We start from the raw sequence: 15899 nt of genomic DNA, 5'->3' as shown, positions 1-15899 counted from the left end.
CCGATGCTCAAAGAAAATTTCAACGAACTGCAAATCTTTCTTGTGGTGGCGAGGGAGCGAAGTTTTACCAAAGCAGCGGGTAAACTGGGGGTTTCTCAGTCTGCACTCAGCCACGCGATGAAGGCCCTGGAGGAAAGGCTGAATATCCGCCTCTTGACCCGCACGACCCGAAGCGTTGCCCCTACGGAAGCCGGTGAGAGAATTATTGCCTGCCTTGAACCGCGTATTGCCGATCTTGAGCAGGAGCTGGAATCGCTGGTTCAGCTGAACGGCACCGCCTCCGGCAATATCCGTTTATCTGCCGGGGAACATGCCGCGCGAAGTCTGGTATGGCCGAAGCTAAAGCCTTTTCTGCGGGAATACCCGGAAATCAATCTCGAACTGGTGGTGGATAACGGCTTTGTCGATATTGTTGAGGGGCGTTTTGATGCCGGGATCCGCCTGGGCGAAAGCGTGGATAAAGACATGATTGCGGTAAGAATTGGGCCGGACATGAGAATGGCCGTCGTAGGAGCGCCGTCTTATTTCGCTGCAAACCCTGCCCCTGAAACGCCGCACGAGCTACAAAATCATCGGTGTATCAATATGCGCCTGCCGACAGCCGGTGGACTTTACCACTGGGAGTTTGAGAAGGAAGGGAAACCGTTAAGGGTCAGAGTGGAAGGGCAGGTAACCTTTAATCTGCAGGCGGAAAGGATTGATGCTGCATTATCCGGTTTTGGCATTGCCTGTATACCTGAAGACAGGGTGCAGGATTATATAAAGTCAGGAGAGCTTATTCAGGTTTTGCAGGACTGGTGCCCATCTTTCCCCGGATATTACCTCTACTACCCGAGCCGTAAGCAGCATCCACCCGCTTTTGCGCTGATGATCGATGCACTTCGCTACTCGGAATAACGGGTCCGTAGACCCGTCTGGATATTAACGACCTACGCGAGCCTGATGCTCAGGAGAGTAACGCTCGCCGACGATTTTAATCGTTTCAAGCGCCTGGGTTATCTGCCGTGAGTCATCCTGTGAAAGAATGATGTCGGCAGCCTCCAGGTTTTCCTCCAGCCGGTGCAGTTTCGTGGTACCAGGGATAGGAACAATCCACGGCTTTTGTGCCAGCAGCCATGCCAGCGCGATTTGTGCAGACGTCACGCCTTTCTCTGCCGCCAGTTCACCCAGCAATGAGACCAGCTTTTCATTGGCTTCAATCGCCTGCTCGGCGAAACGCGGCACGGTGCTGCGGTAATCATCCTTCCCAAAAGTGGTTCCTGGCTTAATCGATCCCGTCAGGAAACCTTTGCCTAATGGGCTGAAGGGCACAAAACCAATACCCAGTTCCTCCAGTAACGGCAGGATCTCCTGCTCAGGCTCGCGCCACCACATTGAATATTCGCTTTGCAGGGCAGTGACAGGTTGTACGGCATGCGCACGACGAATGGTTTGCGCACCCGCTTCGGACAGACCGAAATGTTTAACTTTGCCTTCAGCGATCAGGTCTTTCACCGTTCCCGCAACATCTTCAATCGGGACATACGGATCGACACGGTGTTGATATAGCAGGTCAATGACATCAGTCTTAAGACGGCGTAATGATCCTTCCACCGCTTCACGGATATGCTCCGGACGGCTGTTTAAAATCTGCTGCTTGTTGTCGTCGCCAAAAGTAAAACCAAACTTAGTGGCGATGACCACGCGGTCACGAAATGGTTTTAAGGCTTCACCGACCACCTCTTCATTAAGAAAGGGGCCATACACTTCGGCGGTATCGAAGAAGGTGACGCCACGTTCAACCGCAGCGCGAATGAGCTCGATAGCCTGTCGGGTATCGGTCGCCGGGCCGTAGCCGTGGCTTAAGCCCATGCAACCGAGCCCAAGTGCGGAGACTTCGAGTCGGGATTTACCCAGATAACGTTTTTGCATTGAATGAATACCTCTTTTATCGCGACTTAAACATCAAGTTTGCGGCCAGTCAGCCATTCCACCATCGCCGGGTCGCGGTGTGAGAAGAAGGCGCTGGTTGCGGTGTCGAGGGCGGCAATCTGCAGCATATCTTCAGGGCTGAGTTCAAAATCGAGAATATTGATGTTCTCTTCCATGCGTTCTTTGCGCACCGATTTCGCCAGTGAAATGATGCCTCGCTGGAAGATCCAACGCAGCACCACTTGGCCCACGCTTTTGCCGTACTTCTGACCAATTGCCGTTAACACGGGATGCTGGAACAGACCATTTTTACCCTCAGCAAACGGAGCCCAGGCTTCCGGCTGAATGCCATGGCTTTGATTCCATGGAACGGCATGCAGCTGCTGGTTGAAGGGGTTAACTTCAATCTGGTTTACCGCAGGGGGAACTTTGTTGAAGGCGATAAGGTCGGCCAGTCGGTCAGGATGGAAGTTGCTGACGCCAATAGCACGAATTTTTCCTGCCTGTTGTAATTCTTCCATGGCACGCCATGCTCCATGGACGTCGCCGTAAGGCTGGTGAATCAGGTACAGGTCAACGTAATCGAGTTGAAGTCGATTCAGAGAGCGTTCGAACTGTGCTTTAGCGCCTTCGTAATTGGTATCCTGCAACCACAGTTTGGTCGTGACAAAGAGCTCGTTACGGGCGATACCGCTTTGTTTCAGCGCGTTCCCGACCTGGGTTTCATTCTGGTAAGACGCTGCGGTATCGATCAGGCGGTATCCCGTATCGATGGCATCAATAACGGCTCTTTCGCATTCAGCGGCATCAGACATCTGAAATACACCAAAGCCCAGCAGGGGCATTTCAATACCGTTGTTCAGTTTTACAGTTTGCATGACGTTATCCTTTGGCTGTTGTGCAGGAAAAGAATAACGCAAACTGATTTATTCGATTAGGTGGGGTAATTAGCTAGGGTTTATTAGATGTGTTCATTAATTTTTAGGGCGGGCTGAAGGTCGGCTTTGTGCCATAAGTGGACGTCGCAATGTTTGTTCAACTGACACAAGTTGAGCGTTTCATAATGATATCTCTTTGGGGATCTGTCCCAACCTGGAAGATATGTTCACCCACCTCGGTAAACCCAAGCTTACGGTAAAAAGAGATTGCCCTTGGGTTATGTTCCCAGACACCTAACCAGAGAGGATCTGATCCCTTTGCCTCAAATTCAGCAAAGCACTTTTGCATCAGTGCCTGCGCAAATCCTTTACCATGGTAGAGCTCATCGACATACAGGCACAGAATTTCTCCGGCATGGATGCTATTGACACAGGGTGGAAACTCTTCCCACCTCAGTTGAGCGTACCCTATCAGGTAGCTCTCGTATTCGCAGACTAATGTAATCCAGTCTTGTCTGAGGATTTCTTGCAACTGGATATCTGTTGAATAGCTTGCCTGGCAGTGAAGATCCATATCCTCCTGAGTATTACCATCCTGGAAAGTCTTTCTGAAGGTTCGCTCGGCTAAAATAGCCAGCTCTTCTGCATCAGAAGAACTGGCCCTACGGATTAACATTTATCATTACTCTCTGAAAAATATTGTTATTTCTGCCCGGCATTGCGATAAATATCGGGTCGATTGATTTGCCAGACAAAATCTGGTCGGTTCAAGGGGGTATACCCCAGTTTCTGATATAGCCAGGGCGCGCTGTCTGTGACCAGCATTATTCGTCGCAGACGTGGCATCAATGGATGGGCGTGGCAGCATTCAATCAGCCAACGACCAAGACCACTTTTCTGATAATCGTTCAAAACGTAGACGTCGCACAAATAACCAAAAGTGGCATGGTCTGTGACCAGGCGGGCGAAGCCGATTTGTCTTGTTCCATCCAGAAGGGCAAAACAAAGGCTGTTCTGGATTGATATCCTGACCGTTTCAGCATCAATGCCAGGAGCCCAGGACGATTGCGAGAGGTAATCGTGAATGGCTTCCAGTTGAAAAAAGGCGGGATCGGTTGTGACGGTAAACCGGCCTTTGGTAAAACTCAGATGCTGATTATCCACTAAACCACTCCTTGCAACTTGCTTTGATGAGACAAGCCCTAATGGCATACCGGGCCACAACTCAGGATGCTTTCTCATGTACCGTCATGAGAAATACCAATGGATCCTCCTCCCGGTTTTCATAGAAATGAGGAACGTCCGTTCTGGCCGTTGCCGAACAGCCGGTTTTTACCCGATACAGATGGTCCTGTACGCCCAGTGTTAGCGTGCCCTTCTGAACATAAAAAAGTTCAAGCGTCCCTTCCGTGTGGCCGGGTGAAGCAAACTTTTCTCCTGGCTGCATTTCCCACATCCAGAGCTCGGTCATATCAGGGCCACCCGACCCAGCAAGCAATCTTGCTCTCCCACCTTTTTCACCAGCCCACAATTCTGGGATCTCATCTTCAGCAATGAGATGCACGGTCGGTTTGGAACTGACATCCACAAAATCAGCCACCGAAACCCCCATTGCGGCAGCCAAGCGGCATAACAGGGCAATGCTGGGATTCGCCCGGCATCCCTCAATCTCAACCAGCGCTCCTTTGCTGACGCCCGCCCGACGGGAGAGTTCATCGAGGGATATTTTCTTTTGCTTACGATACAGTTTGATCCGCTGGGATACGGCTTCATTCACCGTGTTGACGATAGAATTCGCATCGGTCATTAAATTGACTTTTTTGGTCATCGGTCATTATTATGGAGTAAATTAGTCATTACAGGATTATCACGTGTTAACAGTATCTCCGTCAATTGCCCCTGAAATTTATCGCATTGCGCCAGGTTTTCGGGCACTCAGTATCTACGTAAAAGCTGCGCCAGTGCTTAATCCCGACACTGGAGAAACGGCGCTGCGGGAAGCCTGCGAAGCCGTTCTGGCCGGTGAACCTGAATGGGCGGAATCTCATCTGGCCGCATGGGCCGAAGTTTTTCAAAAATTTGGCGCTAAACCTAAACGCACTCCTTGCTCAGCGGATGCGTTACGTAAGCGCGTACTACGTGACGGAACGATGCCAGCGCTCGACCCCATCGTTGATCTTTATAATGCCGTTAGCCTCCGCTATGCCGTTCCGGTTGGTGGAGAGAATATCTCTGCTTATCAGGGGGCGCCACGTCTGGCTGTGGCAAAAGGAACCGAGCCTTTTGATACCGTCAAGGAGGGTGAAGCGGTCGTTGAATATCCTTCTCAAGGCGAGGTTATCTGGTGTGATGATACCGGAGTGACCTGCCGTCGATGGAACTGGCGACAGGGGATCAGAACCCGCTTAGGTGTGGAAGCTCAGGAAATGTGGTTCATTCTGGAGAGTCTCCCACAGATGCCGCTGGAGAGACTTCACGAAGCCGGGAAGATGCTGACCGATGGGCTTGAAAAAATGATGCCCGGCCTGTGGTTTGACGTTGCTCTCATCGAAGAACAACACCAGTAATATCATTCAGGAGAAACAGTTATGTTTACCGGCTTGTCGGCGTTTCCATTGACCCCAGTCACCGCCAGCGGCGTGGATGAAAAGGGTTTCAGCCATATTCTTTCCCGTCTTACAGAGGCCCAGGTTGATTCTATGGGCATCCTGGGGTCAACCGGAAGCTACGCCTATCTGACCCGGGAGCAGCGCAAGCGCGTAGCAACGCTGGCAAAACAGCATGCCGGGAATATCCCAATGATGGTATGCGTGGGTGCCGTCAATACCGATGCTATCCTGCACCTGGCAGATGATGCACAGGCAGCTGGCGCGAATGCCTTGTTACTCCCGGCAGTCAGCTACCAGTCACTACGTGACGAAGAAGTCTTGTCACTCTTTGAAACCGTTACCCGGCACGTGTCTGTACCGGTGTGTATCTATGATAATCCGGGTACTACGCATTTTATCTTTACGGATGAACTCCACGGCCGTCTCTCATCACTTGAGGGCGTTCGCTCGGTCAAGATCCCTGGCGTCCCGGATAGCCCAGCTGCAGCGACTGAGCGGGTGAATGCGCTACGTCAACATCTGCGCCCTGGCGTAACAATCGGTATCAGTGGCGACGCTTATGCGGGGCTGGGATTAAACGCTGGTTGTGAAGTCTGGTATTCCGTGTGTGGCGGTCTGTTCCCTGAGATGGCGAAACAAATCACTGAAGCAGCGGCGGCAAACGATCATCAACGCGTTACTGCCCTGACAACCCACCTTGAGCCGTTGTGGTCGCTGTTCCGTAAACATGGCGGAAGTATTCGCGTTATTGCCGCTGCTGCTGGTGTGCTTGGGCTTACTGACATGGATTGCCTGCCTCGACCTCTGCAACCGTTGTCAGTAGGCGATATCGCGGATATTGCCCATGTGATAAGTGTGCTGGAGCTGAAGTAATCCATCCGCAGATCTGCCGGTCCTTCTGAAACCTGGCTGCAGCTCAATCATCATCGCATGTTTTAAGCTATATATTTAGGTCAGCTCCTCGCTCACAGCGGACAGTCACGTTCAACAATTTACCGCCAGGATTAGGCCTTTTTAATTATATAAAGCTTATATTTGTTTTGAGCCTTCATTAATGAAGGCTCGCTATAATCTCGTCCTACTGCAGATCTTTTTCCTTCAGGAATTTACTCACCAAATCAGCAATCTGCACATTATTTAAATCAGAGAACGGGAAGTGGGTATTTCCTTTGATTCCCACTTCAGGCAGATGCGTCACCGTCACATCACCGCCATGCTTGTTCACCACGTCACGCCACTCCCGAGCCATTGCCAGGCGTACGCGCCAGCTGTCCTGCGCAGGCATGGTGACAGGCTTATCCGGTATGTTATCGCCGTAAATAATCAGAATCGGGATTTTGGTCAGTGCCATAAACTGTTCCATTGGCACAGGCTCACCCTTCAGCGTGTCAAACGCGCTTGGCATAGGGGCAGGGAGTTCTTTTTCCGGGAAGACAAAGCTGCTGCCAGGCTCAAAGGCGACAATGGCTTTGACCTTGTCATTTTTCATCGCCGTGTACCAACCTGGTCCGCCACCCTGAGAGTGGGTGAAGAGGATAGCGGGGCCGGATTTATCCACGACGGCGGACATCGCATCAGAGATGACATTGATATCAAACGGCCCGGTGTTCGGGGTCATCTGGCGGAAATACTGGTTCAACGCTTCTTTGTCGTGAGAGAACTGAACACCCTTAAAATACTCTGGCCACACGCCAACGCGGAACTGGTTGAACCACATTTGTTCATCCGGTTTAGGCGTAATAGTACCTTCTATAGTCGTGCGCCCGGCGCTGCCACGGCGTGGCTGATCGACAAGATAGGTTGAGAACCCGCGACGCAGGAATATGTTCTGGAACCCTTCGCGACCATCCGGGGTACTTTCCCAGGTACGGGAGAACTGACCCGCGCCGTGCAGCATGACGATAGGATATTTATGCGGATTTTCCGGAATTTGGTAGAACACTGAGGCATGATCACCATGGTAGGTTTGGCCAGCTGAATCCAGCGGCTTTTTTGCATCAAATGTTCCTGGTGCGGTGATGATAGTGCCACCGGCAGAAAAGCTTCCCTGTTCCTGAATGACCAGCGGCTCGGCGTATACCGACTGAGCCATCAGGCCACCCGCCATCACGCAGATGGCCAGCGTTTTTAAGATTGTCTTCAAGATTACATCCTCTGTTATGTTTGCCGTTCAATCATATCTGAGTAGTCAGCGTTAATTATTTAGCACCCCTGATTGCCCTTATTTGGCAGACTCATGAATGCGGACGATTAACTGCGTATTGTCTCTAACCAACTTGTTACCGTTTCAGTGGTTCTTCGCTCCTGGTCGCATTCAATGACCAGCGGTTTTTCCCGACGCGCAGTTGGGGCGAGACTGGCAAGGATGTCGTCGCTGCCTCCTTTACCGTAGCCACCGTGAGTAATAAAGGGGATGAGTAATTTGCCCGCAAGGTTGTGGCTGCTGAGAAATGCTTGCACTACAGGCGGCACGCTGGTCCCCCAGACAGGAAAGCCTAAATATACGGTCTCGTAGCGTGAGATATCTGCGACGCTATTTTTTAATGCCGGTTTTACGCCTCGCTCACGCTCTTTTTTCGCCTGTTCAACGGTCTGAAAATAGTCTTCCGGATAAGGCGTAACCGGTTCGATTTCAAACAGATCGGTATTCAGGCTGCGGTGAATGACGCCCGCAATGACTCGTGTATTTCCGCTGCGGGAAAAGTACGCCACCAGAACACGGTTTTTACCCTGCACGTTTGCGGTTCCGGTGGCTGCCGATGCCAGAGAGACGTTCGCCAGCGTGAGCCCGGCAAGTGCGGTGATTAACATTCTGCGGTTGGGATCATGCTCCATAACCTACTCCTACTTGTTTGCGAGCGCCTGCTGCAGCGCCTTTTCTGCTCGCGTTGCTGCATCACTTTCGCCATGTTCACGCAGAACCTGTGCCAGCTGGCGCAGCTGCGCTGCCGTCAGGCCGACCCGCATGCTGGCTCGGGTATGCGATAACAGCTGGGCTTCAACGCCTGGTGTGGCCGCTAATGCGCCAACCGTTGCCAGCTCGCGGCTTTGCCAGTCGAGGTTATCGCGGGCGAAAATATCACCGAAAAGATGCGCTTGCAGGAACTGGTTAATCACCGGGGCAAAATCAAACAGCGGGCCTTGGACGGGAGCGCCTGAGATTTTTGTCTGGTTTGCGGTACCGATACGGCGAAGCTCATCCCCGACAGGGATCGGGGCAACCGGCTCTTTGCCCTCAACGTCTTCGATGCCACGTTGTTGACGTGCTTCGACGACCTTCATCAGCGCATTCAGCGCATTCAGGCTACGGGGGAAACCCGTGTAAGCATAAAGCTGGACGAGAATTTCTTTGGTTTCGTTTATCGTCAGCCCGGCGTCAAGCCCCTGATTAAGTGCAGTATTCAGCTTATCCATCTGACTGCTGGCCATCGTTGCCGCAATTAACGGGATGGCCTGCTGGCGGGCTGACAGCGTATCTGAAACCGTTTGTTCGTGGTGCATTTCTGAGGCTCCTTTATTGACGGGCGCAGCATGTGCCGCGAGACCAAAACCAAAGGTCAGCAGTACCGCTGCCGCTAATGCTTTAATGGGCGTGGTATTGTTCATCTGTCACTTTCTCCATCCAGTTAACGCTTTTGCCATCCACAATCCCGGTTATCGCCAGATGCGTCATCGCGCTGCCGGGGGCCGCCCCGTGCCAGTGTTTGACGCCCGCCGGGCAAGAGACAACGTCACCGGCGCGGATAACCTGCACCGGCTGGCCTTCTTGTTGGGTGAGCCCAACACCAGAGGTCACAATTAGCCGCTGGCCTGCCGGATGCGTATGCCAGGCGGAACGGGCTCCAGGCTCAAAGGTGACATAAGCCCCTGAAACACGGATATCGTTATCCGGTTTGAAGAGAGGATCAACCCTGACGCGACCGGTAAAGTTCTCGGCTGGCCCGAACACCGCGCTCTGACTTCCTGCGGGGGCGATATGGACAGCGGGATTTTGCTCCGCTGTCCAGGATGAAAATGTGAAGAGGGGCAGTAACAGCCCGAAGTAACGTAAATGTCCGATCATGCAAAGCGTCCTTATCAATGAAGAGGGGATTGCCTGCGATGATTTTATCGAGGGAGTAATGACGTCAGGCTGACGCCCCCCTGACAATTCTGTCAGTTAAACCTGGTCCCGGCTCAGCGCCGAATTGAGCATTGCCCGCCGCTTTATCCGCTTGTATCGCAAAGGTGAGGCCAAATGTATTGATGCCACCTTCACTACGGGCAAAGACATCTCCCCGGTGCATAATGGCGACAGCACGCACGATCGACAGGCCCAGTCCATGATGGGTATCACTCCTGGCTCGGGAGGTGTCAACGCGATAGAACCGCTCGAAAAGCCGGTGTAAGTGCTCTGGCGCTATCGGATCGCCCGGGTTTGACACTTCAACACAGGCTTGATGACCGGTTTCGCTTAACCGCACCATAACCGTGCTATTGGAGGGTGAATGCCTTGCGCTGTTTTCCAGTAAATTAGCCAGTGAGCGGTGGAACAGCCGTCGGTCGATATGCGCGGTGACGTCGCCCTGAACATCCAGAGAGAGCTGTTTTTCAGCAAAAGAGGGTTCCACATACTCCACTGTTTTCAGGGTTTCTTCCCGCAGGGACACCTTAGTCAGCTGGGACGCATGTTCACCCGCGTGGGCATGGGACAGGAACAGCATGTCGTTAACGATAGACGTCATGCGTTCAAGCTCCTCGAGATTGGAACCCAATAACTCTTCCAGTTCATCATGCGAACGTCGGCGCGAGAGACCCAGCTGCGTCTGGCCGATCAGATTAGTCAGCGGAGTTCGGAGTTCATGCGCAACATCGGCATTAAAGCTTTCGAGCTGCCTCCAGGCGACCTCTTGCCGTTCTAGCACGCCATTAAAAGATGATGCTAATTGCTGTAATTCGTCAGGTAATGCTTCGGTATTCAGGCGCTGACCATGGTCGCCGGGAGCGAGTTGCCGGGCCTGTTTACTGAGCGCGCCAACGGGACGAAGACCGATCCTTGAAACGACGTATCCCAGTAAGGCGACAATCACGACGCCCAGTGCGGTAATGATCAGCAGTGTACGCGTGAACGCATCGAGTGTGCCCATGTACGGCGTGGAGTCGATGGCAACCACATAGCGCAGCTCAGGTCTTTCTCCGTTCGCGGGGATAGTTTTCACTAACAGAAACAGCGAGCATGCACTTTCTGATGCACCGGGCACTTTATTAAAGCCCTCCTGTAATGAAGACCATTGAACACCTACCGGTGGTGTTCCCCCCATGCTAAAGCGTGGGTTATCGCTTACTATCCAGTAGCGAACGCGCTCGCCTTCAGAATTGGTTAATAAGGTGAATTTATTGGCCAGCGTCGACCAGCCGTCAGCCGAGGTTCGGGCGGTGATCCACGGACTCATTAATGATTCCCGGAACAGCAGTTCGTTGTGCATCTGCTTTTGCAAAGAGTCATGCAAGGAGCTTCTGAGCAGGATGCCGATAACGGACACAATCAGCAGCGCGGATAAGGCAAACATCAGCGCCAGATGAACGGAGATGGAACGCTCAGGCATGTTTATCCCCTTCATTTATTCGGACCGTACTTCGAGGACATAACCCATGCCACGAACGGTATGCAGCAGTTTGACGTCGAACGGCGCATCCACTTTGGCTCGCAGGCGTTTAATGGCCACTTCAACCACGTTGGCATCACTGTCGAAATTCATGTCCCATATCTGCTCAGCTATCATCATCTTTGACAGTATCTCTCCCTGATGCCGGGCCAGAAGGCTCAGCAGGGAAAACTCTTTCGCAGTCAGTTCCAGTCGCGTTCCGGCGCGAAATACGCGGCGAGCCAGTAAGTCGAGATGCAGATCGTGAATTTGCAGCTGAGTGATGTCTGCGCCATCCGTAGCGCGGCGACGCACCAGTGCCTGAATACGCGCCACCAGCTCAATAAGCGAAAAGGGCTTAGGGAGATAATCATCCGCGCCAAGACGAAGCCCTTTCACGCGCTCGTCAACCGATCCCCGTGCCGAGAGCATCAGCACCGGCGTCTGTTTGGCTGCTCGCACACCCTCGAGCACCCGGTAGCCATCCATCCCCGGCAGCATCACATCCAGTATTATCGCGTCGTAGTCGAACTCCAGCGCGTAATGAAGACCTTCAGCTCCGTCTGCAGAGACATCTACCGTAAATCCGGACTCACTCAACGCACGGTTGAGATAGGTTGACGTTTTTTCTTCATCTTCGACTAACAACAGGCGCATAACGGGACTTCCTCTTAACTTTTCATCGGTGCTTCAACATCAGAATAAACCTGCACAGCATCCGGCAGACGTTGACCCTGGATAGTGATGGCGTCCAGTGAGCGGGTGAGTTCGGTCATCTCGGCGGAAGTCAGCGACACGCCGGTAGCCGCTGTGTTTTGCAGCATATGGTCTTTATTGGTGGTGCCAGGAATGGGAACAATCCACGGTTTACGGGCCAGGAGCCATGCCAGTGCAATCTGCCCCGGTGCGGCATTTTTTCTTATTGCCCAGGATTTCAGTAGCGCCACCAGCTGTAAGTTATGTGGCAGGTTATCAGGCGAGAAGCGTGTTTCTGTCGCGCGGAAATCACCGGCAGCGAACCGGGTATTCTCATCAATCCAGCCCGTTAAAAACTGCACGCCGAGTGGACTCCATGGCACGAACCCAATGCCCAGTTCTTCACACACTGGAAGCACCTGTTTTTCAGGGCCACGCCAGAGCATGGAGTACTCACTTTGTACGGCGGTCACGGGTAATGCTGCATGGGCGCGCCTCAACGTGTTGATGCCCATTTCAGACAGACCCCAGTGCAGGACTTTTCCTTGATCCATTAAATCTTTCACCACATCGGCGACATCTTCGATAGGGATCTGCGGATCAACCCGGTGTTGATACAGTAAATCGATACGATCGGTACGCAGGCGTTTGAGCATATTGTCGACGACCTGCCTGATATGCTCAGGCCTGCTGTTAAGGCCCGGCAGACGCTTACCCGTCTGTTGGTCAATGTTCCAGCCAAACTTGGTGGCGATAACGATTTTGTCCCTGAACGAGGCGATGCCTTCCCCGAGAATTTTTTCGACTTCAAACGGGCCGTAGGCTTCAGCAGCGTCGAAAAACGTTACCCCTTCATCAAATGCCCGGTGGATAACATTGATCATCTCGGGACGCCAGGGAACGGAAGTGTCGTATTTGCGACTCATGTTCTGCACGCCCAGACCGACGGCAGAAACTTCCAGCTTCCCGAGTTTACGCTTGCCCGGAGCAGCATTGCGTTGGCTGGTTTGTCGGGAGGAATCGCTCTGAGAGGATTGGTTCGCCGCTGATACGTGCGGAATCAGCGAGGCGGCGGCAATACCGGCCCCGGCGACTAATAGCTTGCGCCGCTCTGGCATTGTTGGGGCATTCTGGCTTTTCATTGATCGCTCCGTTTCTCAGAAAATTAAACATGACTCTCATTTAAGCGAGACCATTCTGCGTTGTGATTGCCAACATAAAGCTGACGGCTACCTGACAGCGCTGTCAGAAATGCTTTCCCATCCCAGCCTGTTTCCTGACAAAAATGTTATTTCCTTGTCACGATGCTGACAGCCCTCTCCGCCTAATCTGAGCCTGCAAATTTGATTCCGCGAGCCTGACTAACCAGGCCGACACTCATCGGGAGATGACCATGAAATTCACGCTTATCAGTGCAATGCTACTCACGGCAATGGCCGGAGTGACCTCAGTCAATGCGGCTGATTACAAAAAAAATCCATTCACACTGACCTATGACGGTGCCATCACCGAGAACCTTAAAGGCAAGGTCAACATTCATCCCGTGAAATACGATCTGCATGGCATCCAGATTGCTGCGAATGTCTATACCCCTGCTAACTACGATCCCGCCAAAAAATATCCTGCCGTGGTGGTTGCACATCCAAATGGCGGCGTAAAAGAACAGGTCGCCGGGTTATATGCCCAGCGTCTCGCCGAGCAGGGCTACATCACGATTACCGCCGACGCGGCTTATCAGGGCGCCAGCGGTGGGATGCCTCGCAGCGTGGATAAACCCGCTAATCGCATTGAGGATATCCACGGCATGGCTGACTACATCAGTCAGTATCCTGGTGTAGATACCGCCCGCCTTGGTCTGCTGGGTATTTGCGGAGGTGGCGGGTATTCACTTGTTGCGGCTGAAACTGACAAGCGGTTCAAATCGATAGCAACCATCAGCATGTTTAATTCAGGCCTTGTGCGCCGCAACGGTATGCAGGATTCACAGCTGGATACTATCCAGCAGCGTCTTCAGCAGGCTTCTGAGGCACGTGCTCAGGAAGCAGTCGGAGGAGAAGTGCTTTACTCCGGCGATGCCAACCTGACTGATGAACAGATTGCTAAATTACCTTTTGCCTTGTACCGCCAGGGCTACGAGTACTACTGGAAAACCCACGCCCACCCGAACTCCACGTTTAAATACACCACCAGCAGTCTTCTGGATTTGATGCGCTTTGACGTAACGGACCATATCAATCTCATCAATAAACCACTGCTGATGATTGCCGGTACAAAAGCGGATACGCTCTATATGACCGAAGATGCGTTCGCGAAAGCCACCGGTACGAAGGACAAAGAACTCTTCCTAATCGATGGCGCTACCCATATCGAGACGTATTGGGTGCCAAAATACGTTGACCAGGCAATGCAAAAGTTAGACGTCTTCTTCGATAAGAATATTTAATCCGCATCTGTCGATACCCCGGCGGGTATCGACTTATCCAGAATTTATCGTTCAGATTAACGGAGTCGGGATGAAAGATAATTACGCCTGATTAATAGCCACTATGAATGAAATTCATAAAATCATTCGGGCAGGGGATAGTTGTTTTTTACCTGAACAGTCAATGCCATCAAGGCGCTGGCTGCTGTAAACAACGCAATTATCCAGCCTATCGTCCATGGTGTGCCATCACTGAACAGGGCAAGAAGCAGTGAAGAGATGATGCCGCTGCCGTATTGTAACGCGCCCATTAGCGCCGACGCGGAGCCAGCCACATTAGGCACTGCGTCCAAAGCACAAGCCGTGGATGTCGCCGCGATGATGCCATTCATAGAGAAGAACACGAATACAGCGCCGACAATCACGGTAATTCCACCCACACCCAGGCCGGTGGTGACCGCCAGCACTATCGCCGCAATAGCGGCGATGAATACGGCATTCCTGAGCAACGCTTCCAGTGGGTAGCGGTGAACCAGACGTCTGTTGACCATGCTCACCGCCATCAGTCCAACAATGTTTACTGCAAACAGCCAACCGTAATGCTGCGGGTCAACGCCGAAGTACGTGATGTACACAAACGGAGAGCCCGTGATAAAGGCGTAGGCTGCAACGTAGTAGAACGTCAGGCATAGCGTAAACCGCATGTATTTGGCATTGGTTAGCAAGGAATAGTAGTTCTGAAAAGCTGTGGTTACGGAGGCTTGCGAGCGTTTTTCGGCAGGTAATGTTTCGGGTAACCAGAATAAAGACATCAGCATTAATGTTCCGATAATCGCCAGCAGCCAGAAAATAGCATGCCACGAGGTGACTTTAATCATCTGCCCGCCGATCAGGGGCCCGGCAATCGGCGCGATAGCCATGATGATCATCAGTGTCGAAAGCATTTGTGCTGCGCGAGTGCGGCTAAACAGGTCACGGATCATTGCTCGTGCCAACATCGGCCCAGTACAGGCACCTAACGCCTGAAAAACACGCCAGAAGACTATTTGCACGATATCTGTTGATAACGCGCAGCCCACCGAGCCGATGATGAATAGACCTAAACCGATAAACAGCGGCAGTCGACGCCCATAACGATCGCTAATCGGTCCCCAAATCAGTTGTGCAATGCAAAAGCCGATAAGGAACCCTGTGATTGTCAGCTCTGCATCACCCTGTAAATCCTTTGCCATGACGGGCATAGCCGGAAGATAGATGTCGGTTGATAAAGAGGTAACAGCCATCAGGGCGCTCAGAATGAGTAGAAATGATAGACCTGTATTGTTAGCTGTAGCTGACTGTGTACGTGTCTGTTGATTAAGCATGGTAATCCGTTGGACATGAAGAGATAAGGGCATATTAACGGGTTTAAGCTCGCTGATAATCACCGAGGGGAGGATAGGGACTATGAATAACATTCATTAATATTGGGAATTGCGAAGGCAGTGAAAAAATGATTTGAACAGGCGCTTATCTTAGGCCTTATGGGGAAGAATCGAGGTATCGTTTCAGGCTCGATTTGTGATTGCAGACAAGGGCATGAATTATCAGATCATAAAACAGCATGGCTTCCTATCTAATCTAAGAAAAATTTCGTCATAAAGCCGTAGGTTAGTCTTAGCGTAGGATAAATTCGGTTTTCCAAGCGGACTGCCTTGCTCACCGCTGATTAACACACCGCGATTTTAGTGATGCCATAATCAGTGGTTAGAACAGTTGC

General features: G+C 52.1%; 17 protein-coding genes. 4 read left to right on the top strand and 13 right to left on the bottom strand.

The window, feature by feature from the left end; translation table 11 throughout:
- Nucleotides 1-3 precede the first annotated feature (3 nt).
- A complete protein-coding gene (locus D5F51_RS11135; RefSeq protein ID WP_039188344.1) occupies nt 4-897 on the top strand; it encodes a LysR family transcriptional regulator in 894 nt (297 codons plus the stop codon).
- 24 nt (nt 898-921) lie between these two features.
- Here D5F51_RS11135 and D5F51_RS11130 read toward each other — a convergent pair whose 3' ends face one another.
- From D5F51_RS11130 to D5F51_RS11110, 5 genes are all read right to left on the bottom strand, one after another.
- Nucleotides 922-1911, bottom strand: coding sequence for an aldo/keto reductase (locus tag D5F51_RS11130; RefSeq protein WP_129196757.1), 990 nt, complete (start codon nt 1909-1911; stop codon nt 922-924).
- 26 nt (nt 1912-1937) lie between these two features.
- A complete protein-coding gene (locus D5F51_RS11125) occupies nt 1938-2789 on the bottom strand; it encodes an aldo/keto reductase (protein WP_129196755.1) in 852 nt (283 codons plus the stop codon).
- Nucleotides 2790-2946: 157 nt separating this feature from the next.
- Nucleotides 2947-3465 carry a GNAT family N-acetyltransferase gene (locus D5F51_RS11120; RefSeq protein WP_129196753.1) on the bottom strand — a complete coding sequence of 173 codons (519 nt, stop codon included), beginning with the start codon at nt 3463-3465 and terminating at the stop codon, nt 2947-2949.
- 26 nt (nt 3466-3491) lie between these two features.
- Entirely contained in the window at nt 3492-3953 is a 462-nt protein-coding gene (locus tag D5F51_RS11115) for a GNAT family N-acetyltransferase (RefSeq protein ID WP_129196751.1), read from the bottom strand.
- Between the two features lie 61 nt (nt 3954-4014).
- Nucleotides 4015-4617 (bottom strand): helix-turn-helix domain-containing protein, encoded by a 603-nt coding sequence (locus D5F51_RS11110; protein ID WP_129196749.1) that lies wholly within the window; start codon nt 4615-4617, stop codon nt 4015-4017.
- Nucleotides 4618-4660: 43 nt separating this feature from the next.
- On the opposite strand from D5F51_RS11110, the gene D5F51_RS11105 reads away from it, so the two are divergent.
- A complete protein-coding gene (locus D5F51_RS11105) occupies nt 4661-5356 on the top strand; it encodes a B3/B4 domain-containing protein (RefSeq protein WP_129196747.1) in 696 nt (231 codons plus the stop codon).
- Nucleotides 5357-5377: 21 nt separating this feature from the next.
- Nucleotides 5378-6271 (top strand): dihydrodipicolinate synthase family protein, encoded by an 894-nt coding sequence (locus D5F51_RS11100; protein ID WP_129196745.1) that lies wholly within the window; start codon nt 5378-5380, stop codon nt 6269-6271.
- Nucleotides 6272-6476: 205 nt separating this feature from the next.
- On the opposite strand, the gene D5F51_RS11095 is transcribed toward D5F51_RS11100, so the two are convergent.
- The 7 genes from D5F51_RS11095 to D5F51_RS11065 form a co-directional block, all read right to left on the bottom strand.
- Nucleotides 6477-7541 (bottom strand): alpha/beta hydrolase, encoded by a 1065-nt coding sequence (locus tag D5F51_RS11095; RefSeq protein ID WP_129196743.1) that lies wholly within the window; start codon nt 7539-7541, stop codon nt 6477-6479.
- Nucleotides 7542-7648: 107 nt separating this feature from the next.
- Nucleotides 7649-8233, bottom strand: coding sequence for a flavodoxin (locus D5F51_RS11090; RefSeq protein WP_129196741.1), 585 nt, complete (start codon nt 8231-8233; stop codon nt 7649-7651).
- Between the two features lie 9 nt (nt 8234-8242).
- Entirely contained in the window at nt 8243-9004 is a 762-nt protein-coding gene (locus D5F51_RS11085; protein WP_129196739.1) for a carboxymuconolactone decarboxylase family protein, read from the bottom strand.
- Nucleotides 8982-9461 carry a (R)-mandelonitrile lyase gene (locus D5F51_RS11080; RefSeq protein ID WP_129196737.1) on the bottom strand — a complete coding sequence of 160 codons (480 nt, stop codon included), beginning with the start codon at nt 9459-9461 and terminating at the stop codon, nt 8982-8984. Before D5F51_RS11080 ends, D5F51_RS11085 begins: the two co-directional genes overlap by 23 nt.
- A gap of 64 nt (nt 9462-9525) precedes the next feature.
- Nucleotides 9526-10983: a heavy metal sensor histidine kinase gene (locus D5F51_RS11075; protein ID WP_129196735.1), complete on the bottom strand. Its 1458-nt coding sequence runs from the start codon at nt 10981-10983 to the stop codon at nt 9526-9528.
- A 15-nt stretch (nt 10984-10998) separates the two neighbouring features.
- The gene (locus D5F51_RS11070) at nt 10999-11679 is read right to left on the bottom strand and encodes a heavy metal response regulator transcription factor (protein ID WP_023320379.1); all 681 of its coding nucleotides are present in this window, start codon (nt 11677-11679) and stop codon (nt 10999-11001) included.
- A gap of 14 nt (nt 11680-11693) precedes the next feature.
- Nucleotides 11694-12860: an aldo/keto reductase gene (locus tag D5F51_RS11065; protein ID WP_186368148.1), complete on the bottom strand. Its 1167-nt coding sequence runs from the start codon at nt 12858-12860 to the stop codon at nt 11694-11696.
- Between the two features lie 275 nt (nt 12861-13135).
- Here D5F51_RS11065 and D5F51_RS11060 point away from each other — a divergent pair, with 275 nt between their 5' ends.
- Entirely contained in the window at nt 13136-14161 is a 1026-nt protein-coding gene (locus D5F51_RS11060; RefSeq protein ID WP_391592382.1) for an alpha/beta hydrolase, read from the top strand.
- 122 nt (nt 14162-14283) lie between these two features.
- Here D5F51_RS11060 and D5F51_RS11055 read toward each other — a convergent pair whose 3' ends face one another.
- Nucleotides 14284-15504: a multidrug effflux MFS transporter gene (locus D5F51_RS11055; protein ID WP_129196733.1), complete on the bottom strand. Its 1221-nt coding sequence runs from the start codon at nt 15502-15504 to the stop codon at nt 14284-14286.
- Nucleotides 15505-15899: the final 395 nt, after the last annotated feature.

The sequence above is a fragment of the Yersinia hibernica genome (assembly GCF_004124235.1).
Classification (GTDB): Bacteria; Pseudomonadota; Gammaproteobacteria; order Enterobacterales; family Enterobacteriaceae; genus Yersinia; species Yersinia hibernica.
The sequence above is the reverse complement of the archived record's forward strand: the minus strand, read 5'-3'. Positions and strand labels throughout refer to the sequence as shown.

What these genes read in the sequence shown, in the direction of transcription:
- D5F51_RS11135 (WP_039188344.1), top strand. Translation starts at nt 4, where the DNA reads ATGCTCAAAGAAAATTTCAACGAACTGCAAATCTTTCTTGTGGTGGCG.
- D5F51_RS11130 (WP_129196757.1), bottom strand. Translation starts at nt 1,911, where the DNA reads ATGCAAAAACGTTATCTGGGTAAATCCCGACTCGAAGTCTCCGCACTT.
- D5F51_RS11125 (WP_129196755.1), bottom strand. Translation starts at nt 2,789, where the DNA reads ATGCAAACTGTAAAACTGAACAACGGTATTGAAATGCCCCTGCTGGGC.
- D5F51_RS11120 (WP_129196753.1), bottom strand. Translation starts at nt 3,465, where the DNA reads ATGTTAATCCGTAGGGCCAGTTCTTCTGATGCAGAAGAGCTGGCTATT.
- D5F51_RS11110 (WP_129196749.1), bottom strand. Translation starts at nt 4,617, where the DNA reads ATGACCAAAAAAGTCAATTTAATGACCGATGCGAATTCTATCGTCAAC.
- D5F51_RS11100 (WP_129196745.1), top strand. Translation starts at nt 5,378, where the DNA reads ATGTTTACCGGCTTGTCGGCGTTTCCATTGACCCCAGTCACCGCCAGC.
- D5F51_RS11090 (WP_129196741.1), bottom strand. Translation starts at nt 8,233, where the DNA reads ATGGAGCATGATCCCAACCGCAGAATGTTAATCACCGCACTTGCCGGG.
- D5F51_RS11085 (WP_129196739.1), bottom strand. Translation starts at nt 9,004, where the DNA reads ATGAACAATACCACGCCCATTAAAGCATTAGCGGCAGCGGTACTGCTG.
- D5F51_RS11080 (WP_129196737.1), bottom strand. Translation starts at nt 9,461, where the DNA reads ATGATCGGACATTTACGTTACTTCGGGCTGTTACTGCCCCTCTTCACA.
- D5F51_RS11075 (WP_129196735.1), bottom strand. Translation starts at nt 10,983, where the DNA reads ATGCCTGAGCGTTCCATCTCCGTTCATCTGGCGCTGATGTTTGCCTTA.
- D5F51_RS11070 (WP_023320379.1), bottom strand. Translation starts at nt 11,679, where the DNA reads ATGCGCCTGTTGTTAGTCGAAGATGAAGAAAAAACGTCAACCTATCTC.
- D5F51_RS11065 (WP_186368148.1), bottom strand. Translation starts at nt 12,860, where the DNA reads ATGAAAAGCCAGAATGCCCCAACAATGCCAGAGCGGCGCAAGCTATTA.
- D5F51_RS11060 (WP_391592382.1), top strand. Translation starts at nt 13,136, where the DNA reads ATGCTACTCACGGCAATGGCCGGAGTGACCTCAGTCAATGCGGCTGAT.
- D5F51_RS11055 (WP_129196733.1), bottom strand. Translation starts at nt 15,504, where the DNA reads ATGCTTAATCAACAGACACGTACACAGTCAGCTACAGCTAACAATACA.